This window comes from Listeria monocytogenes, from assembly GCF_900187225.1.
Lineage (GTDB): Bacteria > Bacillota > Bacilli > Lactobacillales > Listeriaceae > Listeria > Listeria monocytogenes.
Genome location: NZ_LT906436.1, coordinates 422,571 through 438,088, shown reverse-complemented (window position 1 = coordinate 438,088; position 15,518 = coordinate 422,571). Strand labels below are relative to the sequence as shown.

15 protein-coding genes are annotated in these 15,518 nt (G+C 37.1%); 2 read left to right on the top strand and 13 right to left on the bottom strand.

From position 1 onward, the window contains the following. Positions 1-24: 24 nt before the first annotated feature. The 5 genes from CKV70_RS02175 to CKV70_RS02155 all read right to left on the bottom strand — a co-directional run bounded on the left by CKV70_RS02175 (position 25) and on the right by CKV70_RS02155 (position 3,488). Entirely contained in the window at positions 25-435 is a 411-nt protein-coding gene (locus CKV70_RS02175) for a hypothetical protein (protein WP_014600506.1), read from the bottom strand. Between the two features lies 1 nt (position 436). Continuing rightward, positions 437-640 (bottom strand): helix-turn-helix transcriptional regulator, encoded by a 204-nt coding sequence (locus tag CKV70_RS02170; RefSeq protein ID WP_003722966.1) that lies wholly within the window; start codon positions 638-640, stop codon positions 437-439. Between the two features lie 126 nt (positions 641-766). Continuing rightward, entirely contained in the window at positions 767-2,167 is a 1,401-nt protein-coding gene (pgdA, locus tag CKV70_RS02165) for a peptidoglycan N-acetylglucosamine deacetylase PgdA (protein ID WP_003733946.1), read from the bottom strand. A gap of 293 nt (positions 2,168-2,460) precedes the next feature. Further along, positions 2,461-3,270 (bottom strand): ZIP family metal transporter, encoded by an 810-nt coding sequence (locus tag CKV70_RS02160; RefSeq protein ID WP_003732982.1) that lies wholly within the window; start codon positions 3,268-3,270, stop codon positions 2,461-2,463. A 26-nt stretch (positions 3,271-3,296) separates the two neighbouring features. Then, positions 3,297-3,488: a hypothetical protein gene (locus CKV70_RS02155; RefSeq protein ID WP_003728115.1), complete on the bottom strand. Its 192-nt coding sequence runs from the start codon at positions 3,486-3,488 to the stop codon at positions 3,297-3,299. Between the two features lie 343 nt (positions 3,489-3,831). Here CKV70_RS02155 and CKV70_RS02150 point away from each other — a divergent pair, with 343 nt between their 5' ends. Together CKV70_RS02150 and rph are read left to right on the top strand one after the other, a co-directional pair. Continuing rightward, complete coding sequence (locus CKV70_RS02150; RefSeq protein ID WP_077906956.1) at positions 3,832-4,701, top strand: hypothetical protein; 870 nt, start codon at positions 3,832-3,834, stop codon at positions 4,699-4,701. A gap of 199 nt (positions 4,702-4,900) precedes the next feature. Next, complete coding sequence (gene rph / locus CKV70_RS02145; RefSeq protein ID WP_014600504.1) at positions 4,901-7,504, top strand: rifamycin-inactivating phosphotransferase; 2,604 nt, start codon at positions 4,901-4,903, stop codon at positions 7,502-7,504. Between the two features lie 47 nt (positions 7,505-7,551). On the opposite strand, the gene inlF is transcribed toward rph, so the two are convergent. From inlF to CKV70_RS02105, 8 genes are all read right to left on the bottom strand, one after another. After that, entirely contained in the window at positions 7,552-10,017 is a 2,466-nt protein-coding gene (gene inlF, locus CKV70_RS02140) for a class 1 internalin InlF (RefSeq protein ID WP_014600503.1), read from the bottom strand. Positions 10,018-10,242: 225 nt separating this feature from the next. Further along, positions 10,243-10,665 carry a NusG domain II-containing protein gene (locus tag CKV70_RS02135; protein WP_003723121.1) on the bottom strand — a complete coding sequence of 141 codons (423 nt, stop codon included), beginning with the start codon at positions 10,663-10,665 and terminating at the stop codon, positions 10,243-10,245. A gap of 12 nt (positions 10,666-10,677) precedes the next feature. Beyond that, the gene (locus CKV70_RS02130) at positions 10,678-11,070 is read right to left on the bottom strand and encodes a DUF1149 family protein (protein ID WP_003723120.1); all 393 of its coding nucleotides are present in this window, start codon (positions 11,068-11,070) and stop codon (positions 10,678-10,680) included. Between the two features lie 68 nt (positions 11,071-11,138). Next, positions 11,139-11,519 (bottom strand): VOC family protein, encoded by a 381-nt coding sequence (locus CKV70_RS02125; protein WP_003723119.1) that lies wholly within the window; start codon positions 11,517-11,519, stop codon positions 11,139-11,141. Positions 11,520-11,534: 15 nt separating this feature from the next. Continuing rightward, entirely contained in the window at positions 11,535-12,542 is a 1,008-nt protein-coding gene (locus tag CKV70_RS02120; protein ID WP_003732986.1) for an inorganic phosphate transporter, read from the bottom strand. Positions 12,543-12,650: 108 nt separating this feature from the next. Then, entirely contained in the window at positions 12,651-13,049 is a 399-nt protein-coding gene (locus CKV70_RS02115; protein ID WP_003734097.1) for a hypothetical protein, read from the bottom strand. After that, a complete protein-coding gene (locus CKV70_RS02110; RefSeq protein WP_003723116.1) occupies positions 13,040-13,456 on the bottom strand; it encodes a DUF4064 domain-containing protein in 417 nt (138 codons plus the stop codon). Before CKV70_RS02110 ends, CKV70_RS02115 begins: the two co-directional genes overlap by 10 nt. A gap of 125 nt (positions 13,457-13,581) precedes the next feature. Next, positions 13,582-15,516, bottom strand: a complete 1,935-nt coding sequence (locus CKV70_RS02105) for a BglG family transcription antiterminator (protein WP_010989451.1) — start codon at positions 15,514-15,516, stop codon at positions 13,582-13,584. Between the last annotated feature and the right edge of the window lie 2 nt (positions 15,517-15,518).

Genomic DNA, 15,518 nt, shown 5'->3' with positions numbered 1-15,518 from the left:
GGATGTTTTTTATTTTGCTTAAAATTATACTTTTTTCCGAATAATTTCCAGTACAATCATATATGCGAAGCAGAAGATAAGAAAAATGATTGTCAAACTTGAAATGGATATTTGTTCAATCCCATATAAATTAAGAACAATCAACACAATTGGTATCGTCAAAGCTAAAACAATAAACAAATAATAGGAAAATGTTTTGCGATTGTTGATATATCTTTCATCTTTTTCTAATTTTTCTTTCTCATATTCTCGCTTCGTTTTTTCTTCAGATAAGAATACAGAACTCAGTGTACCAATTAAAGCCGCAATAACCATAATAATTGGTGTACCGATATCTCCAAATATTTTTTCTCCTTTAATTATTCCTAAAAGTGGATACATATATATAATAACTACTGCAACCATAATACCTCGATTAATGATATATCGTTTCATGCTAATTCTCCTCCAGTTGAAAAATCTCTTCTATTGTTAAACGAAAATAGCGTGCCATCTTCAAACTTAGCTCTAAACTAGGATTATATTTACCTTTTTCGATAGCATGGATTGTTTGTCTCGAAACTTCTAATGCTAAAGCTAATTCATTTTGCCCGATTCCTCTTTCTTCACGCAACTGTTTCACTTTATTACGGACTTTCAATTAACCACCACCAAATAAGAAGTATTTACAGTTATTATAAAATAAATACAGCATTACGTAAAGAAAACTTTACATTTTGTATGAAAAAAGTAGCTAAAATAATTAACTCATCTTAGCTACTGATTTTTATTTCACCATTCTTGAATCTGTTTTGTCGAAATATTGCTTCCCAATTTGCAATTTCTCGCCATAAAGTTCATCAATCGTAACAAACTCGTATCCTTGACTCTTTAATTTAGTCAATGTAGTGTCAAGGCTTGCAGCAGTGGTTTTATGGATATCATGCATTAGTACAATCGCTCCGTCCGTTGCGCCTGCAAGGACTTTCTTCGTCACTATACCAGCATTTCTGTATTTCCAATCTTCTGTATCAACAGACCACTGTATTATCGGAAGACCAATCTCTTCAGCAACCTGTTTGTTTACTGCACCATATGGAGGGCGCATTGTCGTTGGAAAATATCCAGTTTGATCAAATACTGCTTTTTGCGTTTTTAAAATTTGGTTGTACACTTCTTGTGTCGATTGTTTAGTTAATTGCGGGTGATCCCATGAGTGGCTGCCAACTTGGTGCCCTTCCTCTAATTCACGTTTTACTAAACCTGGATTTTGTATGACACTAGAGCCAAGTACAAAGAATGTCGCTTTTACATTGTGGCGTTTCAATGTATCAAGTACGCCTGGTGTTACCGAGGAACTTGGACCATCATCAAAAGTAAGGGCAATTCGTTTGTTCGTTTTTGCTTTTGGCACTTCTGGAACTTTCACACTGCTTGGTAAGTAGCGTTTATTCACAGAACTAGCAATATCAGCAAGTTTTACTTTTACTTTCTTCGGTTCCGGTGCACCTGGTATTTTTACTGGCAAAATAATTTCAGAGTTCGTGATTTCGAAATCCGTTTGATTCCATTTCACTAAACTCTTAATTTTCCCAAGATTACCAACATCTTTTAAAGAAAAATCCCCTGTTTTAATCAATTCTTCTTCAACAGCTGTTTTTAAGTTTAATTTAGTTTGATTACTTTTTATTAATACTTCCCCAAGTGTTAACAAAGCACCTGTTTCTGCGTCGGTTACTATGTTTTTGCAAATATCTTTTTTATCTTTGAGTACAAATTTAGTTCTTCCTTCTTTTACGTACTCCGATTGAACTGCTTTGTAAGATATTGCTTGCTCGGCCATTCTATGCTTTTGGTAAGTGTAAAAAATAATCCCTTGAGTTTCTTTATCTCTATTTAACTTTTTAACCTCTGCATCTGTGGCCTTTCCAATTTCTTTTTGGATAATTTCGTTGTCTTTTTTCTCAGTTGTTTTAGGAATGTAAGAAATGATTTCCACTCCATTTTCTTTCTTATCCAAGCGGCGGAAATTTCCTCCATCCTGGTCTTTCATTAGTCTGTCCATCTGCATTATTACTTTGTTGCGCGACTTTGAAAATTGGTATTTTTGGAAACCTATTACACCAATAAAAACCACGGCAATAATGAGAATGGCAACTAGTGAAAGTCTAATCCACCTAATTTTCACATTATGCACCTCACCTCAGAAAAACCTTCCCCAGCTTTTCTTATAAAACAATTATACATGAAAAAAGGCAAGTTTCTAGTTTTTGTACTAAAATAGGAAAAAAGGACCAACGATTTCTTAACAAATGTCACAAAAAAGACACGGATAAAGTGGGAGCTTTTACCGTGTCCGATTTATAGTTACAGGATTACCCCTGAAAACTAACATATTGTGAAGTATTTCACTATCAATTTTACCGCAAAAAAACGCATTCCGCAAATATTAAATGTCGTTTTTTTGTTCAGTTTATTATTTTATCCTAAAGCAACATCTAAAACCATCATTACTGCAAATCCTGCCATCGTTGCAGCAGTCGCTAAATCGGCCGAACCTTCTACTTGAGATTCAGGAATTAATTCCTCTACAATAACGAAAATCATTGCACCAGCTGCAAAGGCAAGCGCAAACGGCAAAATAGGTGTAACAAAAACAACCAATACAGCACCAATTACAGCGAAAATTGGTTCAACTACCGCTGAAAGTTGACCATACCAGAAACTTTTTCCTCTCGAGAGCCCTTCTCCGCGCAAAGGAATGGATACTGCCGCTCCCTCTGGAAAGTTTTGGATACCAATACCAAGCGCCAAAACGATTGCTGTAATAAGTGTCTCCGTGTCTCCAGTTATAACTGCTCCGAAAGCAACCCCAACAGCTGCCCCTTCTGGAATATTATGAATAGTAATGGAAAGAACCAGTAAGATACTTTTCCGTAGAGAAGTTTTTGGTCCTTCCTTTGCTTGCTCTGGAAACCCGAAATGTAAATGTGGAATAATACGGTCAATAACACGTAAAAATATCCCCCCAAGCAAAAAGCCAACTAGAGCTGGTACAAAGGAAAACTTCCCTAAATCTTTACTCATTTCGATTGCAGGGGCAAGAAGTGACCAGAAACTTGCTGCAAGCATAACACCAGCAGCAAAACCAAGCATTATATTGCCCCATTTTTTATTTAAATTTTTAAAGAAAAATACGAGTGAAGCTCCTGCTGCGGTACAAGCCCATGTGAAAATTCCGGCAAGAAGTGCTAATAGTACCGGATTTAGTGACGATAAGTAATTTAACAATTCACGTTCTCCCTTTTCCTATGCTTTTATTTACCAGACCAGCCTTGTTTAAAGCCTTGAGCAAACGCACGAGTCTTATTTACGCCCGTTTTTACAGCCCAAATGGAACTATAAACAGATAGCTTAGCTGCCGTTCCAGCAACATTTCCAGTTTTCCGTGCAACTTTCTCTACCTTTGCTCCGATTTCTTCACCAATTTCTTCTATCGGTTTCGCCATTTCTAGCACCTCCAAAGCACTTGTCTTTCCTTCATCATAAAGCAATCAATCGGATTATTCAAGCTGCTTCCTCTTTATCCTTTTCAGTAATATGCTTCCTTTCGCTATGTTGAATTTCTAGCTAATTTCTCTAATCTCGACATTCTGATTAATTTCCATTTACTTAGGCAACTACTGTCTTTTTTAGCAAAATATGTAATTTTTTTATCATTTATTTGATTTTCCGAACATTTTCATTGAATTTCTTTGTAAAAAGTACAAAAAACGGCTGATTTAACTTGTGCATTGACTCACATTGTGCATATAATAATTTTGTTAGACAAAAAGGGAGAGGGAGATGTATATGACGGGATTAGGAACTTTATTGTTTCTAGTAGGTATTGGTGTGTTGATTTTTGGACTTGTGAGCTTTAGAAGGAAAAATTGGCCTCGTAAAAAAACACAAATTATTATTATTAGTTCTATTTTAGCTATTATTATTGGTGTCGGAATTATTCCGACTACAGACGAGGAAGCCTCAACTGAAGAACCAACAAAACAACAAGAAAAAACGGAGAAAGTTGATAATACACCTGTTTTAAAAGCAGAAACGACTTTTACAACAGATGATGAAGGTACTTTGGTAGTAGAAGGGAAAACAAATCCAGGGGCAGAAGTAACGCTTGATTTCGTTGCTATTCCTGACGCCGTGACTACAGCTGATGAGAACGGTGCTTTCAGTCTTTCTGTAAATGAACTAGATAAAGCACAAGATGCTGTTCTTTCTATTGTCATTGATGGCCAAACGAAAGAACAAACGCTTAAACTAGCACTAACCCCTGCTTACGAAACAAAAATTGCAGAAAAAGCTGAAGCAGAGCGAGTTGCAGCGGAAAAAACTGAAGCCGAACGTGTAGAACGCGAACGTGTAGCTGCCGAAGAAAAACGCGCAGCTGATGCAAAAATCGCGGCTGAAAAGAAAGCCGAAGAAGCTCGTGTGGCAGCCGAGAAAAAAGCAGCTGAAGAAAAACGAGTTGCAGCAGAACGCTCAAAAGCTGCTGCACAACCGGACACGAGTAACGAACAAGGACAAATGGTTTATATCACCGCTACTGGCAAAAGATATCATTATGATCAAAATTGTCGCGGCTTAAATAACTCTAATGGCGAAACGGCTGTGACAGTTGCTCAAGCAAAGGCACAAGGCTTAACTTTATGTAAATTTGAACAATAAAAATAAAGCAAAATTTCTTATCATGAGAAATTTTGCTTTTCTATTTGTTTTTAATTGAATTTAGGCTAGATTCGTGGTAAATTTAGATAGATAATATCGTTAAAATATACTTATGTAAAGCAATCCCTATTTTAATTATACAATAAGTAGTTCTTTACAGTCAAGTATTATTTTTCGAAAAAAATTGGGGGATAACTATATGAAACCATATGTACTAAAGTTTCAAGAAATACAGCCGCATTCAGAAGCACTTGTCGGTGGTAAAGGAATGAATTTAGGTGCTTGTTCTAATATCGAAGGAGTACATGTTCCCGCAGGTTTTTGCCTGACAACAGAGGCTTACAAGCGAACCTTAGCGGAAAACAATGAATTTACGCAACTGCTCCAACGCCTTTCTTCCCTAAAAACAAGTGACATGGATGCTATTCGAGAAATCAGCGAAACGATTCGAACGCTTATTCAACATACACAAATCCCCTCTGAAATAACGAGTGATATGGATGCTGCACTTTTAGATGTGGGAGGGTATGAGATGCCTTTCGCCGTGCGTTCTAGCGCCACTGCCGAGGACCTTCCCCACACTTCCTTCGCAGGGCAACATGATACGTATTTAAATATTATTGGTAGAGATGCATTATTACAGCATATCAGTATGTGTTGGGCTTCGTTATTTACCGAACGCGCTATTATTTATCGTATCCAAAATCAGTTTGATCACCATAAAGTCCAGCTTGCCGTTGTTATTCAACAAATGATTTTCCCTGAAGCATCCGGTATTCTATTTACCGCTGATCCAATTACATCTAATCGAAAATCCCTCTCTATCGATGCCAGTTTTGGGTTAGGTGAAGCCCTTGTTTCTGGTTTAGTTTCCACTGACTCATACACAGTCCAAGAAAATACTATTACCAACAAAATAATCGCTACGAAAAAACTCGCCATTTATAGTTTAAAAGAAGGTGGAACAGAGACTCGCCCACTTGAAAAATCACAGCAAACCAAGCAAACATTAACCGACCAACAAATTTTACAACTTGCTAAACTTGGTAGAAAAATCGAAGCCTATTTTGGGAAACCACAAGATATTGAATGGTGTTTAGCAGAAGGTATTTTTTACATTGTTCAGAGTCGGCCTATCACGACTTTATATCCAATCCCAGAAGTAAGTGAACCCGGCAATCGTGTTTATATTTCTGTTGCACATCAGCAAATGATGACTGATGCGATGAAACCACTTGGGCTTTCCTTTTATTTAATGACCACTCCAGCCACAATGTATACTGCAGGAGGACGGTTATTTGTCGATATTACTCAAAGTCTATCAGCCAAAGTTTCTCGCGATATGATGGTGAATTCCCTCGGTCAATCGGACCCGCTAATTAAAGATGCTTTACTCACCGTAATTAACAAAAAAGGATTCCTACCTCCACTACCAACGGAGGAAAATCCAAATCAAGCACCCATTTCTGGAAAACCACCCGTTCGTGGCATTCCTGATCCATCTAGCGTTTTTGAATTAGTCCAAAACAGCGAAAACTCCATAAAATCCTTGAAGCAAACCATTGAAACTAAAAACGGATCCGATTTGTTTGATTTTATCGTAGAAGATTTGGAAGAATTAAAAAGAGTTTTATTTAATCCTACTAGTATTGATGCTATTATGGCCGGTATGGACGCTTCAGCTTGGTTAAATGAACATATTTACCAGTGGCTGGGAGAAAAAAATGTCGCCGATAAACTGTCAGAATCAGCACCAAACAATATTACTTCACAAATGGGACTTGAATTATTAGATGTAGCTGACGTCATTCGCCCCTACCCTATTGTCAGAGCCTATTTAGAACAAACGAAAAATCCTGATTTTTTAAATGAGCTTGCTACTTTGGATGGTGGTGCAGAAACCAGAAAAGCATTAGAAGAGTATCTTCAAAAATACGGAATGCGCTGTGCGGGCGAAATTGACTTAACTAAAACACGTTGGATTGAAAACCCGCTAACGCTTATTCCGTTGATTTTAAGTAATATCAAAAACTTTGAACCCGGCGCGAGTATGCACAAATTTGCTCAAGGAGAAAAAGAAGCTTTCGATAAAGAACATGAAATCCTAAGGCGCTTGCAAGAACTGCCGGACGGGGAACAAAAAGCGATGGAAACAAAAGAAAAAATTGATATTTTACGTCATTTCATTGGCTATCGCGAGTATCCAAAATACGGCATGATTAACCGCTACTTTATTTATAAACTGGCTTTCCTTCGAGCTAGCGAACAACTTGTAAACAATGGCGTTTTGCAAAATAAAGAAGATATTTATTTTCTTTACTTCGAGGAACTGCGGGAAGTTGTGCGTACTGGTCATGTTGATTACGAACTTATTAACGCTCGAAAACGCGATTTCGCCACTTTTGAAAAATTAACACCACCGCGCATCCTTACTTCTGATGGGGAAATGATTAACGGCAAATACAAACGCGAAAATCTCCATAAAGATGCCATTCTTGGACTTCCTGTTTCATCTGGGACAGTTGAAGGTCGCGCTCGCATCATTTTAAATATGGAAAAAGTGGATTTAGAAGATGGCGATATTCTAGTTACGGCTTATACTGACCCTAGTTGGACTCCCGCATTTGTATCTATTAAAGGACTTGTGACCGAGGTTGGCGGGCTTATGACGCACGGAGCAGTGATTGCCCGCGAATACGGTCTTCCCGCTGTAGTGGGTGTCGAAAATGCAACTACCGTTATAAAAGATGGTCAGCAAATTCGCATCAATGGTACAGAAGGCTATATTGAGATTCTTGATTAAACCAAAAACCCAGCACTCTCCATTTTAGAAAATGCTGGGTTTTTTAATTATGCTTTTTTTCTCCAAATATAAAACGCGGATGATGAAAGTAATATCCCGGCAAACAATGTTTTCCACGGGGCATTATCTCCAGTTTTTGGAAGTTTAGCTGTTGCTAGTTCTGTAGTATTTTCCCCTGCTGTTACTGTGATGTTATTATTTTGGGATGGCGTACTAGTAGCACTCGGTTCATTTATAGTAATTGGTCCATTGGTAGAATCAGAGTCTAATCCTTCATCTGGACTAGGAATAATTGGTGTTTCCTTACTGAAATGTGCGTACAAAGTAATATCGTTCGCAGGCATTTTCATCGTTTTAAAATCCCATTTTGTTCCGCCAACTTCTGCGTCATACCAACCTTCTAAAGTAAATCCCGTTTTGGACGGTGATGTTGGTTCAGGAATAAGCGCGTCATAGTTTACTACTTCCTCTGTTACTGCCCCATCTATATCAAAGTTCGCTTGGTAGTTGTTGATGGTAAAATGTGCATATAGAGTGACATCATTCGCGGGCATTTCCTTCGTTTTGAAATCCCACTTCGTTCCGCCTGTTTCTGCGTCATACCAACCATCAAATGTATAACCTTGTTTGGTTGGAGTGGTCGGTTCATTGAGTAAGGTATCGTATGCTATCGTTTCATTCTTTACCTCACCATCTATATCAAAATTTGCTTGATAGTTGTTGATAGTAAAATGTGCATAAAAAGCAACATCATTCGCGGGCATTTTCATTGTTTTGAAATCCCACTTATTACCGCCTGTTTCTGCGTCATACCAGCCATCAAATGTATAGCCTTGTTTGGTTGGAGTGGTCGGTTCATTGAGTAAGGCATCGTATACTACCGCTTCATTCGTTACCACACCGTCTATATCAAAATTTGCTTGGTAGCTATTTACGGAAAAATGGGCATATAGTGTGAGGTCATTTGCAGGCATTTGCCCGGTTGTGAAGTCCCATTTTGTTCCGCCTGTTTCTGCGTCGTACCAACCATCAAATGTATAACCTTGTTTGGTTGGGCTCGTAGGTTCTGGAATGAGATTTTCTTCTGTTACAGTCTCTACTTCACTTGTATTACCTTCTACATTAAATGTGACTTTGTAATCTAGTAATTCTTTTAACGGTTGTGTTATGAAGCCACTATAATTACTTGTGCCTGTCCCAATCGGTATTTTCTGGCTGAACGTATATTTAACTTCTGGTAAATAGTTCGGTAAAGACCACTTCAAGTTCGGTGCGTCGTAGGTTCCATTATTGCTAATCGTTTCAGGCGCAATTAGCGTTCCATCTATGCTAGTTATATTGTTCGGAACGGAGAGTGTCTTCGAAAAATTACGTTCTAGATTTGTTATCATCTGATTAGAGAAGTCAGAGTATTGTATTTTGGTTAAGTTGGCTAAAGGACTTATGTCAGTAATATGGTTTTGTGTTAACTGCAAACTTGTTAAATTAGTTAGTCCTCCGATTATTTTCACATCCACTATTTGGTTATACCCCAACTGCAAATAAGTCACATGGGTTAGATTTTTCAAAACGGATATATCACTAATTTTATTGTTTTGTAAACCCAACGAAGTTAAATTTGTTAAATCTTCAAGCATACTAATATTAGTAATCTGGTTGTTTGCAAGATGTAGCGAGGTTAATTTTTGCAGATTAGCCACAGGACTTAAATCAGTGATTTCATTACTACCTAAATCCAAATACTGGAGTCTTGTTAAATTGGTCACAGGAGTAATATCAGTGATTTTATTCGAATATGCTGCTATATTGTCCAATTTTGTCAAGCCAGCTAGTGGACTTAAATCTTCAATTTGATTGTCACTCAATGTTAAACGAGTTAGGCTGGTTACATCGGCTAGCGGCGTCAAATCTTTTAATATAGACCCTGTTACTTCTAAATTATTCAAACGCGTCATATTTCGCACTGGGTTTAAATCACTAATATTCGAATTACCTCCCAAACGCAAACTATACATTTGGGTTAAATTAGCTAATGGCCTTAAATCACTAATATCATTATCTACTAGATATAAGTCAGTTACATTAGTTAGGTTTTGAAGCGGACTAATATCAGAAATTTTATTATCACCAATATAAATTTCCGTTAGTTTTGTTAAATTGCTTAATGGGCTGAGATCTGTAATTTGGTTTCCATTAAGATTTAAAAATTTCAAATTGGTTAAATACTCAAGCCCTTCAATAGAAGCTATTTTTTTCGCGTATACCGACAGTTGCGAAATGCTTTCTAATTCTTCTTTCGTTACTACATCTGTGACACTTGATTTTTGAAGTTCCGCTCGTATTCCCTCCGCTAAATCTGCATCAGGAAAAATTTGATTAATTGATGCTGGTGGCGCGACCTGTGTCGCTGCTTTAACATCATTATTACCTTGAATACCTAACACCATAATTAAAAGGCTCACGACGGTCATTATGGTGATGATTTGTTTGAAATAATTATTTTTAGATTTCATATTAGTCTTTCCTTTCATTAAGCTTAATTAGAATCATTATTATAGCTTATTGATTGTAACACCTTACTTTGAAGTAGTTGTCTAATTTTAATATGCGAATTTCCGCTTCTTATTTTTGTTTCTTAGATACATAAGCAGCGACAATGAAAACATGTGACATAAATTTGACAATAATTTTTAAATTAGTTGTTCAAACAAAAAAACACACTAATCACTTAGTGTGTTTTAATTCGGCACAATTAAATCTGTATCGGGGTCTTTGCTTTTTTTGTTTGTCGATTTTATCTCTACGAAAACTTTATGTGGTAAACAAACAATGGTGTCACCGGCTTTGGATTTCCAACCCATTTTGACGCCTACTTGATCTGGGCTGTTGTCTTCTTTTATTCGAATCCGTTCGCCATCTACTTCCATCAAATTATATTGTGCGCCTTTTCCTTTAATCGTAAACTGCTCATTGCCTTTATGACCAGTTAGCGGGATTTCCCGAATTACTTTGCCATCTTGTGAAATAATCGCTACGACATCATCGCCCACATGTTTTGCTTCAGCGACAGAAAATAATATTAGTGGTAAAAACGAACCCAAGATCAGTAAAATGATAATTACAAAATCAAACGGACGTACCATTTTCATATATTGACGCATTTTCTCTCCTAACTAGCTATTATGATTAGCGTTAAAATCCAAGCTAACTCCCGGTTCATCAAACGCGATTTCTGTTACATCATAGGTTAAGCGTTTGATGTAGTCAATTAGCGGATTGGATAAGCCTTCAACATCTACAGCTTCTAAATCGGAAAAATCTCCAAAAAAGTCTTTTAATTGAATAATACGGCTGATTCTACCGTCAATCCGGAAATTTTCAAGGACTAATAAAAAAGGAATCGTTATTTTAAAAATTTTCCCTTTTGACATAAGTTCCACATTTCCATTGACTGGCTCTACTTCATGGACCTCTAATTCAATTTTGTTTTCGAATTGCTCATTTTCTTCCACGATTGTTTCGAAATTATACTTTTCTACGACAATTTTATTAGTTACGATATCCATAAAATTCACCTCATTTGTAGTATGTACTCCGTATATTACATGATAAATAAGTTCCTAGCAAATCAATACTACCATGTAATTTCGATTCGATTACCTTCTGGGTCTAGCACAACACTTTCGTAGTATCCGTCTCCTGTCATTCTTGGTTCACCTGCAATTGCAAAACCATCTTGTCTTAGTTTTTCAGTTAGCTCATCTACTGCTTCTTTTGTTCCTGTTGAAATAGCAATGTGCGCCCATCCTAAGTTTTCCCCAGTTGTTTTTCCTGTTACATCCGTCCGACTCATAATTTCAAGTCTCGCGCCGTCTTCAAACGTAAGAAAGTAAGAAGTGAAGCCTTTTGTTTTATTTTCATATAAATCATTGGCAGTTGCACCAAAATAAGTAACATAAAATTGTTTCATTTGTTCTAAATTAGTTGTCCATAATGCTACATGTTCAATCTTCATTTAAAATCCTCCTTATTATAAAAAAATAGCTGCTGATATCCAGTATACCACTGCTGCCAAAAGTCCAGCTAGTGGTAACGTAATAAACCAAGTTACAACCATATTTTTCCCCGTACGCCAATTGACTTCTTTTTTATGATTAGCTGTTCCGACACCCATAATCGAGCTGTCAATAACTTGCGTAGTGCTGACTGGCAAATGAATCAAAGTAGCTGTCATGATTACGGAAAGAGAGCTTAAATCAGATGCAACACCAGTAACTGGGGTTATTTTCATGATTTTTGTTCCTACTGTTTTAATGATTCGATAACCGCCAACAGATGACCCAATCGCCATCGATGCTGCACAACTTACTTGCACCCAAAATGGAATACCGGCTGACTCTTTCAAAAGTCCACTCGCAACTAAAGCAAGCGTAATAATCCCCATCGTTTTTTGCGCATCATTTGTGCCGTGTGAATATGCTTGGGCTGCAGCAGTTCCAATTTGGATAAAACGAAAGCGCCGATTCATTTTCCCAAGCTTTTTGTCGTGAAAAAGATGCTTAAAGAGCGAATAAATCAAATAACCGACTGTAAAACCGATAATTGGTGAGATAATGAGTGCAATAATAATAGTTGTAAATCCTGACCAATTAAGCACGCTAAAACTACTGGCTGATGCGATGGAAGCCCCAGCTATCGCACCGATAAGCGCATGCGATGAACTACTAGGCATTCCAACAAGCCAAGTCATTAAATTCCAAATCACTGCCGCTATTAAGCCACATAAAACGACAAATTCCCCATTATTAAGCGAAAATGGATCTACAATGCTTTTGGTGAGCGATTCAGCTACCCCTGTAAACGAAATGGCTCCCAGGAAATTCATAACTGCCGCAATACCAATTGCTACTCGCGGTTTTAAAGCTCTAGTTGAAATGCTCGTGGCAACCGCATTCGCAATATCATGAAACCCATTTATAAAATCAAACGCTAACCCCACTATAACGATAATAACCGTTATTAAAATAACCGTATCCATTCAGCAGTTCCCCTTGTCGAGATTCACTTTTTTATTGTCTATACCCCTTTTATACAAATATAAAAAGAATCTGCTCCTATATTAGGTAGCAGATTCTCGTCGGTGTTATTAAAAATCTTCAAAATTATCCATATCGTACTCATACCCGTCATCATAATCATAGTTATAACCGTCCATCATATTATGCATTCCACCATCACTAACTGCAAAAGAGATTATAAAAATAAAAGCAATAATCGCCATTAATGTATTTAGTACCGCAATACCAATACCACTAATTAGTAGTCCTAAATTTTGCTTCATGACTTCCCCTTTATTACGTACGATCAGGTAAATAACAAGAATAATAATGACATTGATGAAAACCATTAACAGACACCAAAGAACTGCATTCATTCCGCGTTGTTCAGCATCTTTATAAATCCAAATTGCTAAAAGGGCTTTTGCTGCTAGTCCTAAAAACATCGCAAAAATAAAAAATATTGGTAAGAACGCTATCATTCCCATTTTGTCCCCTCATCTTCTTTAGAATTTGTTTTGTATTCTTTTTTTGTAATTGTTAAAATTCCTGCAATCAAAAATAAAATTCCGTGAATAGTGAATACTTGTAATCCACCCAAAACGATAAAACAAACGCCTAATGTTTTTACTTTTGGCCCGTCACTTTTGACTTTAAATGCACCGATAAAACCAAAAACCGCTGATCCTAGTGCAAAAAACGCAGCAACTACTGAAAAGAAAGTAATTATCCCAAGTAAAATCGTTTCTTCTGAGCTACTATAATAACCAAAAGTATCAGCCACCATTAGCGTATTAAGTCCAAAAATAATGGTATACAACATAGCACCTAGAAAAGTTAAAATGCTTAACGAAGCTCCCACAATAAGTAATGTAAATTCTGTTTGTCTGTTCATTAAATCCTCCATATATTTAGTTATTATTCTTATAGTGTACCATGAAATAAACTTTCACTAAACGAAAAATGGTAAAATTCACGAAAAATTCACGAAAAGGCTACTTCCTAAAAAGGAGGTAGCCTTTATTTTTTCTTCAAAATATCATTTGCTAAAGCAGTGAATGCATTAAAATCGGAAAGCCTTGAAAGCTTCTCACCATATTCTTCGCGTACTAATTCTACTAGCAATTCATAAATATTAATGGCTTCTTCATAATCATTTTTGCTAATACATAGTAAAAATACGGCGCGAACGGATTGTTTTTGATCCCATTTGATTGGTTTATCTAATATCCGAATAACGATTTTTGTTTCTTTGGCCATTAGTCCGAGTGGATGTGGGATTGCTATTCCGGTTCCGAGTACCGTTGAGCCTAGTTTTTCACGTTCAAGAACCGATTGCAAGAAGCCTTCGCCAACAATATTTTGTTGGCGCAATGAGTCAACCATTTCTTCTAAAATTGCTGTTTTGTTTGTCATACTGCTTCTTTCAAAAAAATCGGCCGTGAAGAAATTCGATAGAAAGCCGCGGTTAGGATCGGTTTGTTCTTGAATAATGGCACCAAGCATTTTTAATTCTTCATTGGTTGGGATGTTGCTGATTTTGATGACCGGCTTATTTTTCTCAGGTATTCTAACGGTGGAAAGAATGATATCTTCTTCAATATGAATAAAACGGTTATATTCTTGAATCGAAACAACTTTTGTAATGTCGAGATTGCTCACTGCCGACTTCACTTTTGCTTCCACAATTCGCGCCGTTCCAAAACCTGACCCACAGACGATTAAAGCCGATTTATGCCGATAGTAAGAGATTTGATAATTTCGCTCTAAAGATGCCCCGATATGAAGCGCTAAATAGGCTAATTCATTTTGATTAATGTCATATGGATAGTCTTTTTTTAGCGATTCTACTGCGTCGAGCGTGATTTCGTAAGCTAACGGATAATAGCGCTTGATGTGCTCCGTCATTGGGTTTTTGACGGTCATATGGTATTTCACGCGATATAACATGGAATGAATATGGGCAACAAGATCCTTTTTCAGCTGCATGTCATCTTGTAAATGATAAAAGTAATGTGACTCAATGCGGTTCAACAAGCCTTCGATATACGCATAATCATCAAATTCGCTAATTTCTTTATCTTCTACGTTCAGGATTCGTTTGCTAGCGATTTGGAGAAGTAAATAATTTTTGTCTGCGTCCGCAATCTCTATTTCGAAAAGTGATTCTAAAATAGTTGCCAGTTTAGCTGCAATCAGGATTTCTTCTTCACTAACGTCCGTTAATTCAAACTGTTCCAACGTATGCCCGAATTCAATTCGTTCCACTAAAATCATCATATGTAAAAGTAAATTTTGAAGCGCTTCGTCTGTGAAACGAATGTTGGTCGCAAAAAAATAATCGGTCACGGCTGTCATTAATTTTTGCAGTTTATCTTTTTGTTTATGCCATTCGAAAAATGATTCTAAGTAAGATTCTGGGGCGTTTTTGGAAGCAATTAACGCGGTTAGGGCGTAGCGCATTTTTTCTTCATCGCCGACAATTTTCACGCCGCTACCTGGTTTCGAGACGAGCGTTAAATCATAAGACGCAATAACCTTCCTAACTTGCTTCATATCATTGGAAATGGTGGCACGGCTAGCAAAAATCGTATCCGCCAAGTCTTCCAATTTAATATAGTCGGCGCTTGATAGCAGCAAGAAAATCTCATATTTCACGCGTTCTTCGGGATTATCTAAGTCAAAATAATCAGCGTTTTTCGGTTTATTTTTTTCGGCCTGAAAAGCTTGAAAAACGGTCGGATCAAGGATTTCGATTTTGTAACCCGCACCCCGAGTAAGCGTTATGGTTGCCCCGTGACTTTCGAGAAATTCAGTTAGTTTAGCAATGTCCGTTCGTATCGTACGTTCGGAAATATGTAAATCTTGGCTGAGTTTCTGAGCTGATAAATGGCTACCCGCATCAAGGAGCATGCCATATAGTGTTTCCAAACGTTTATAAGCGAAATATCCCATTA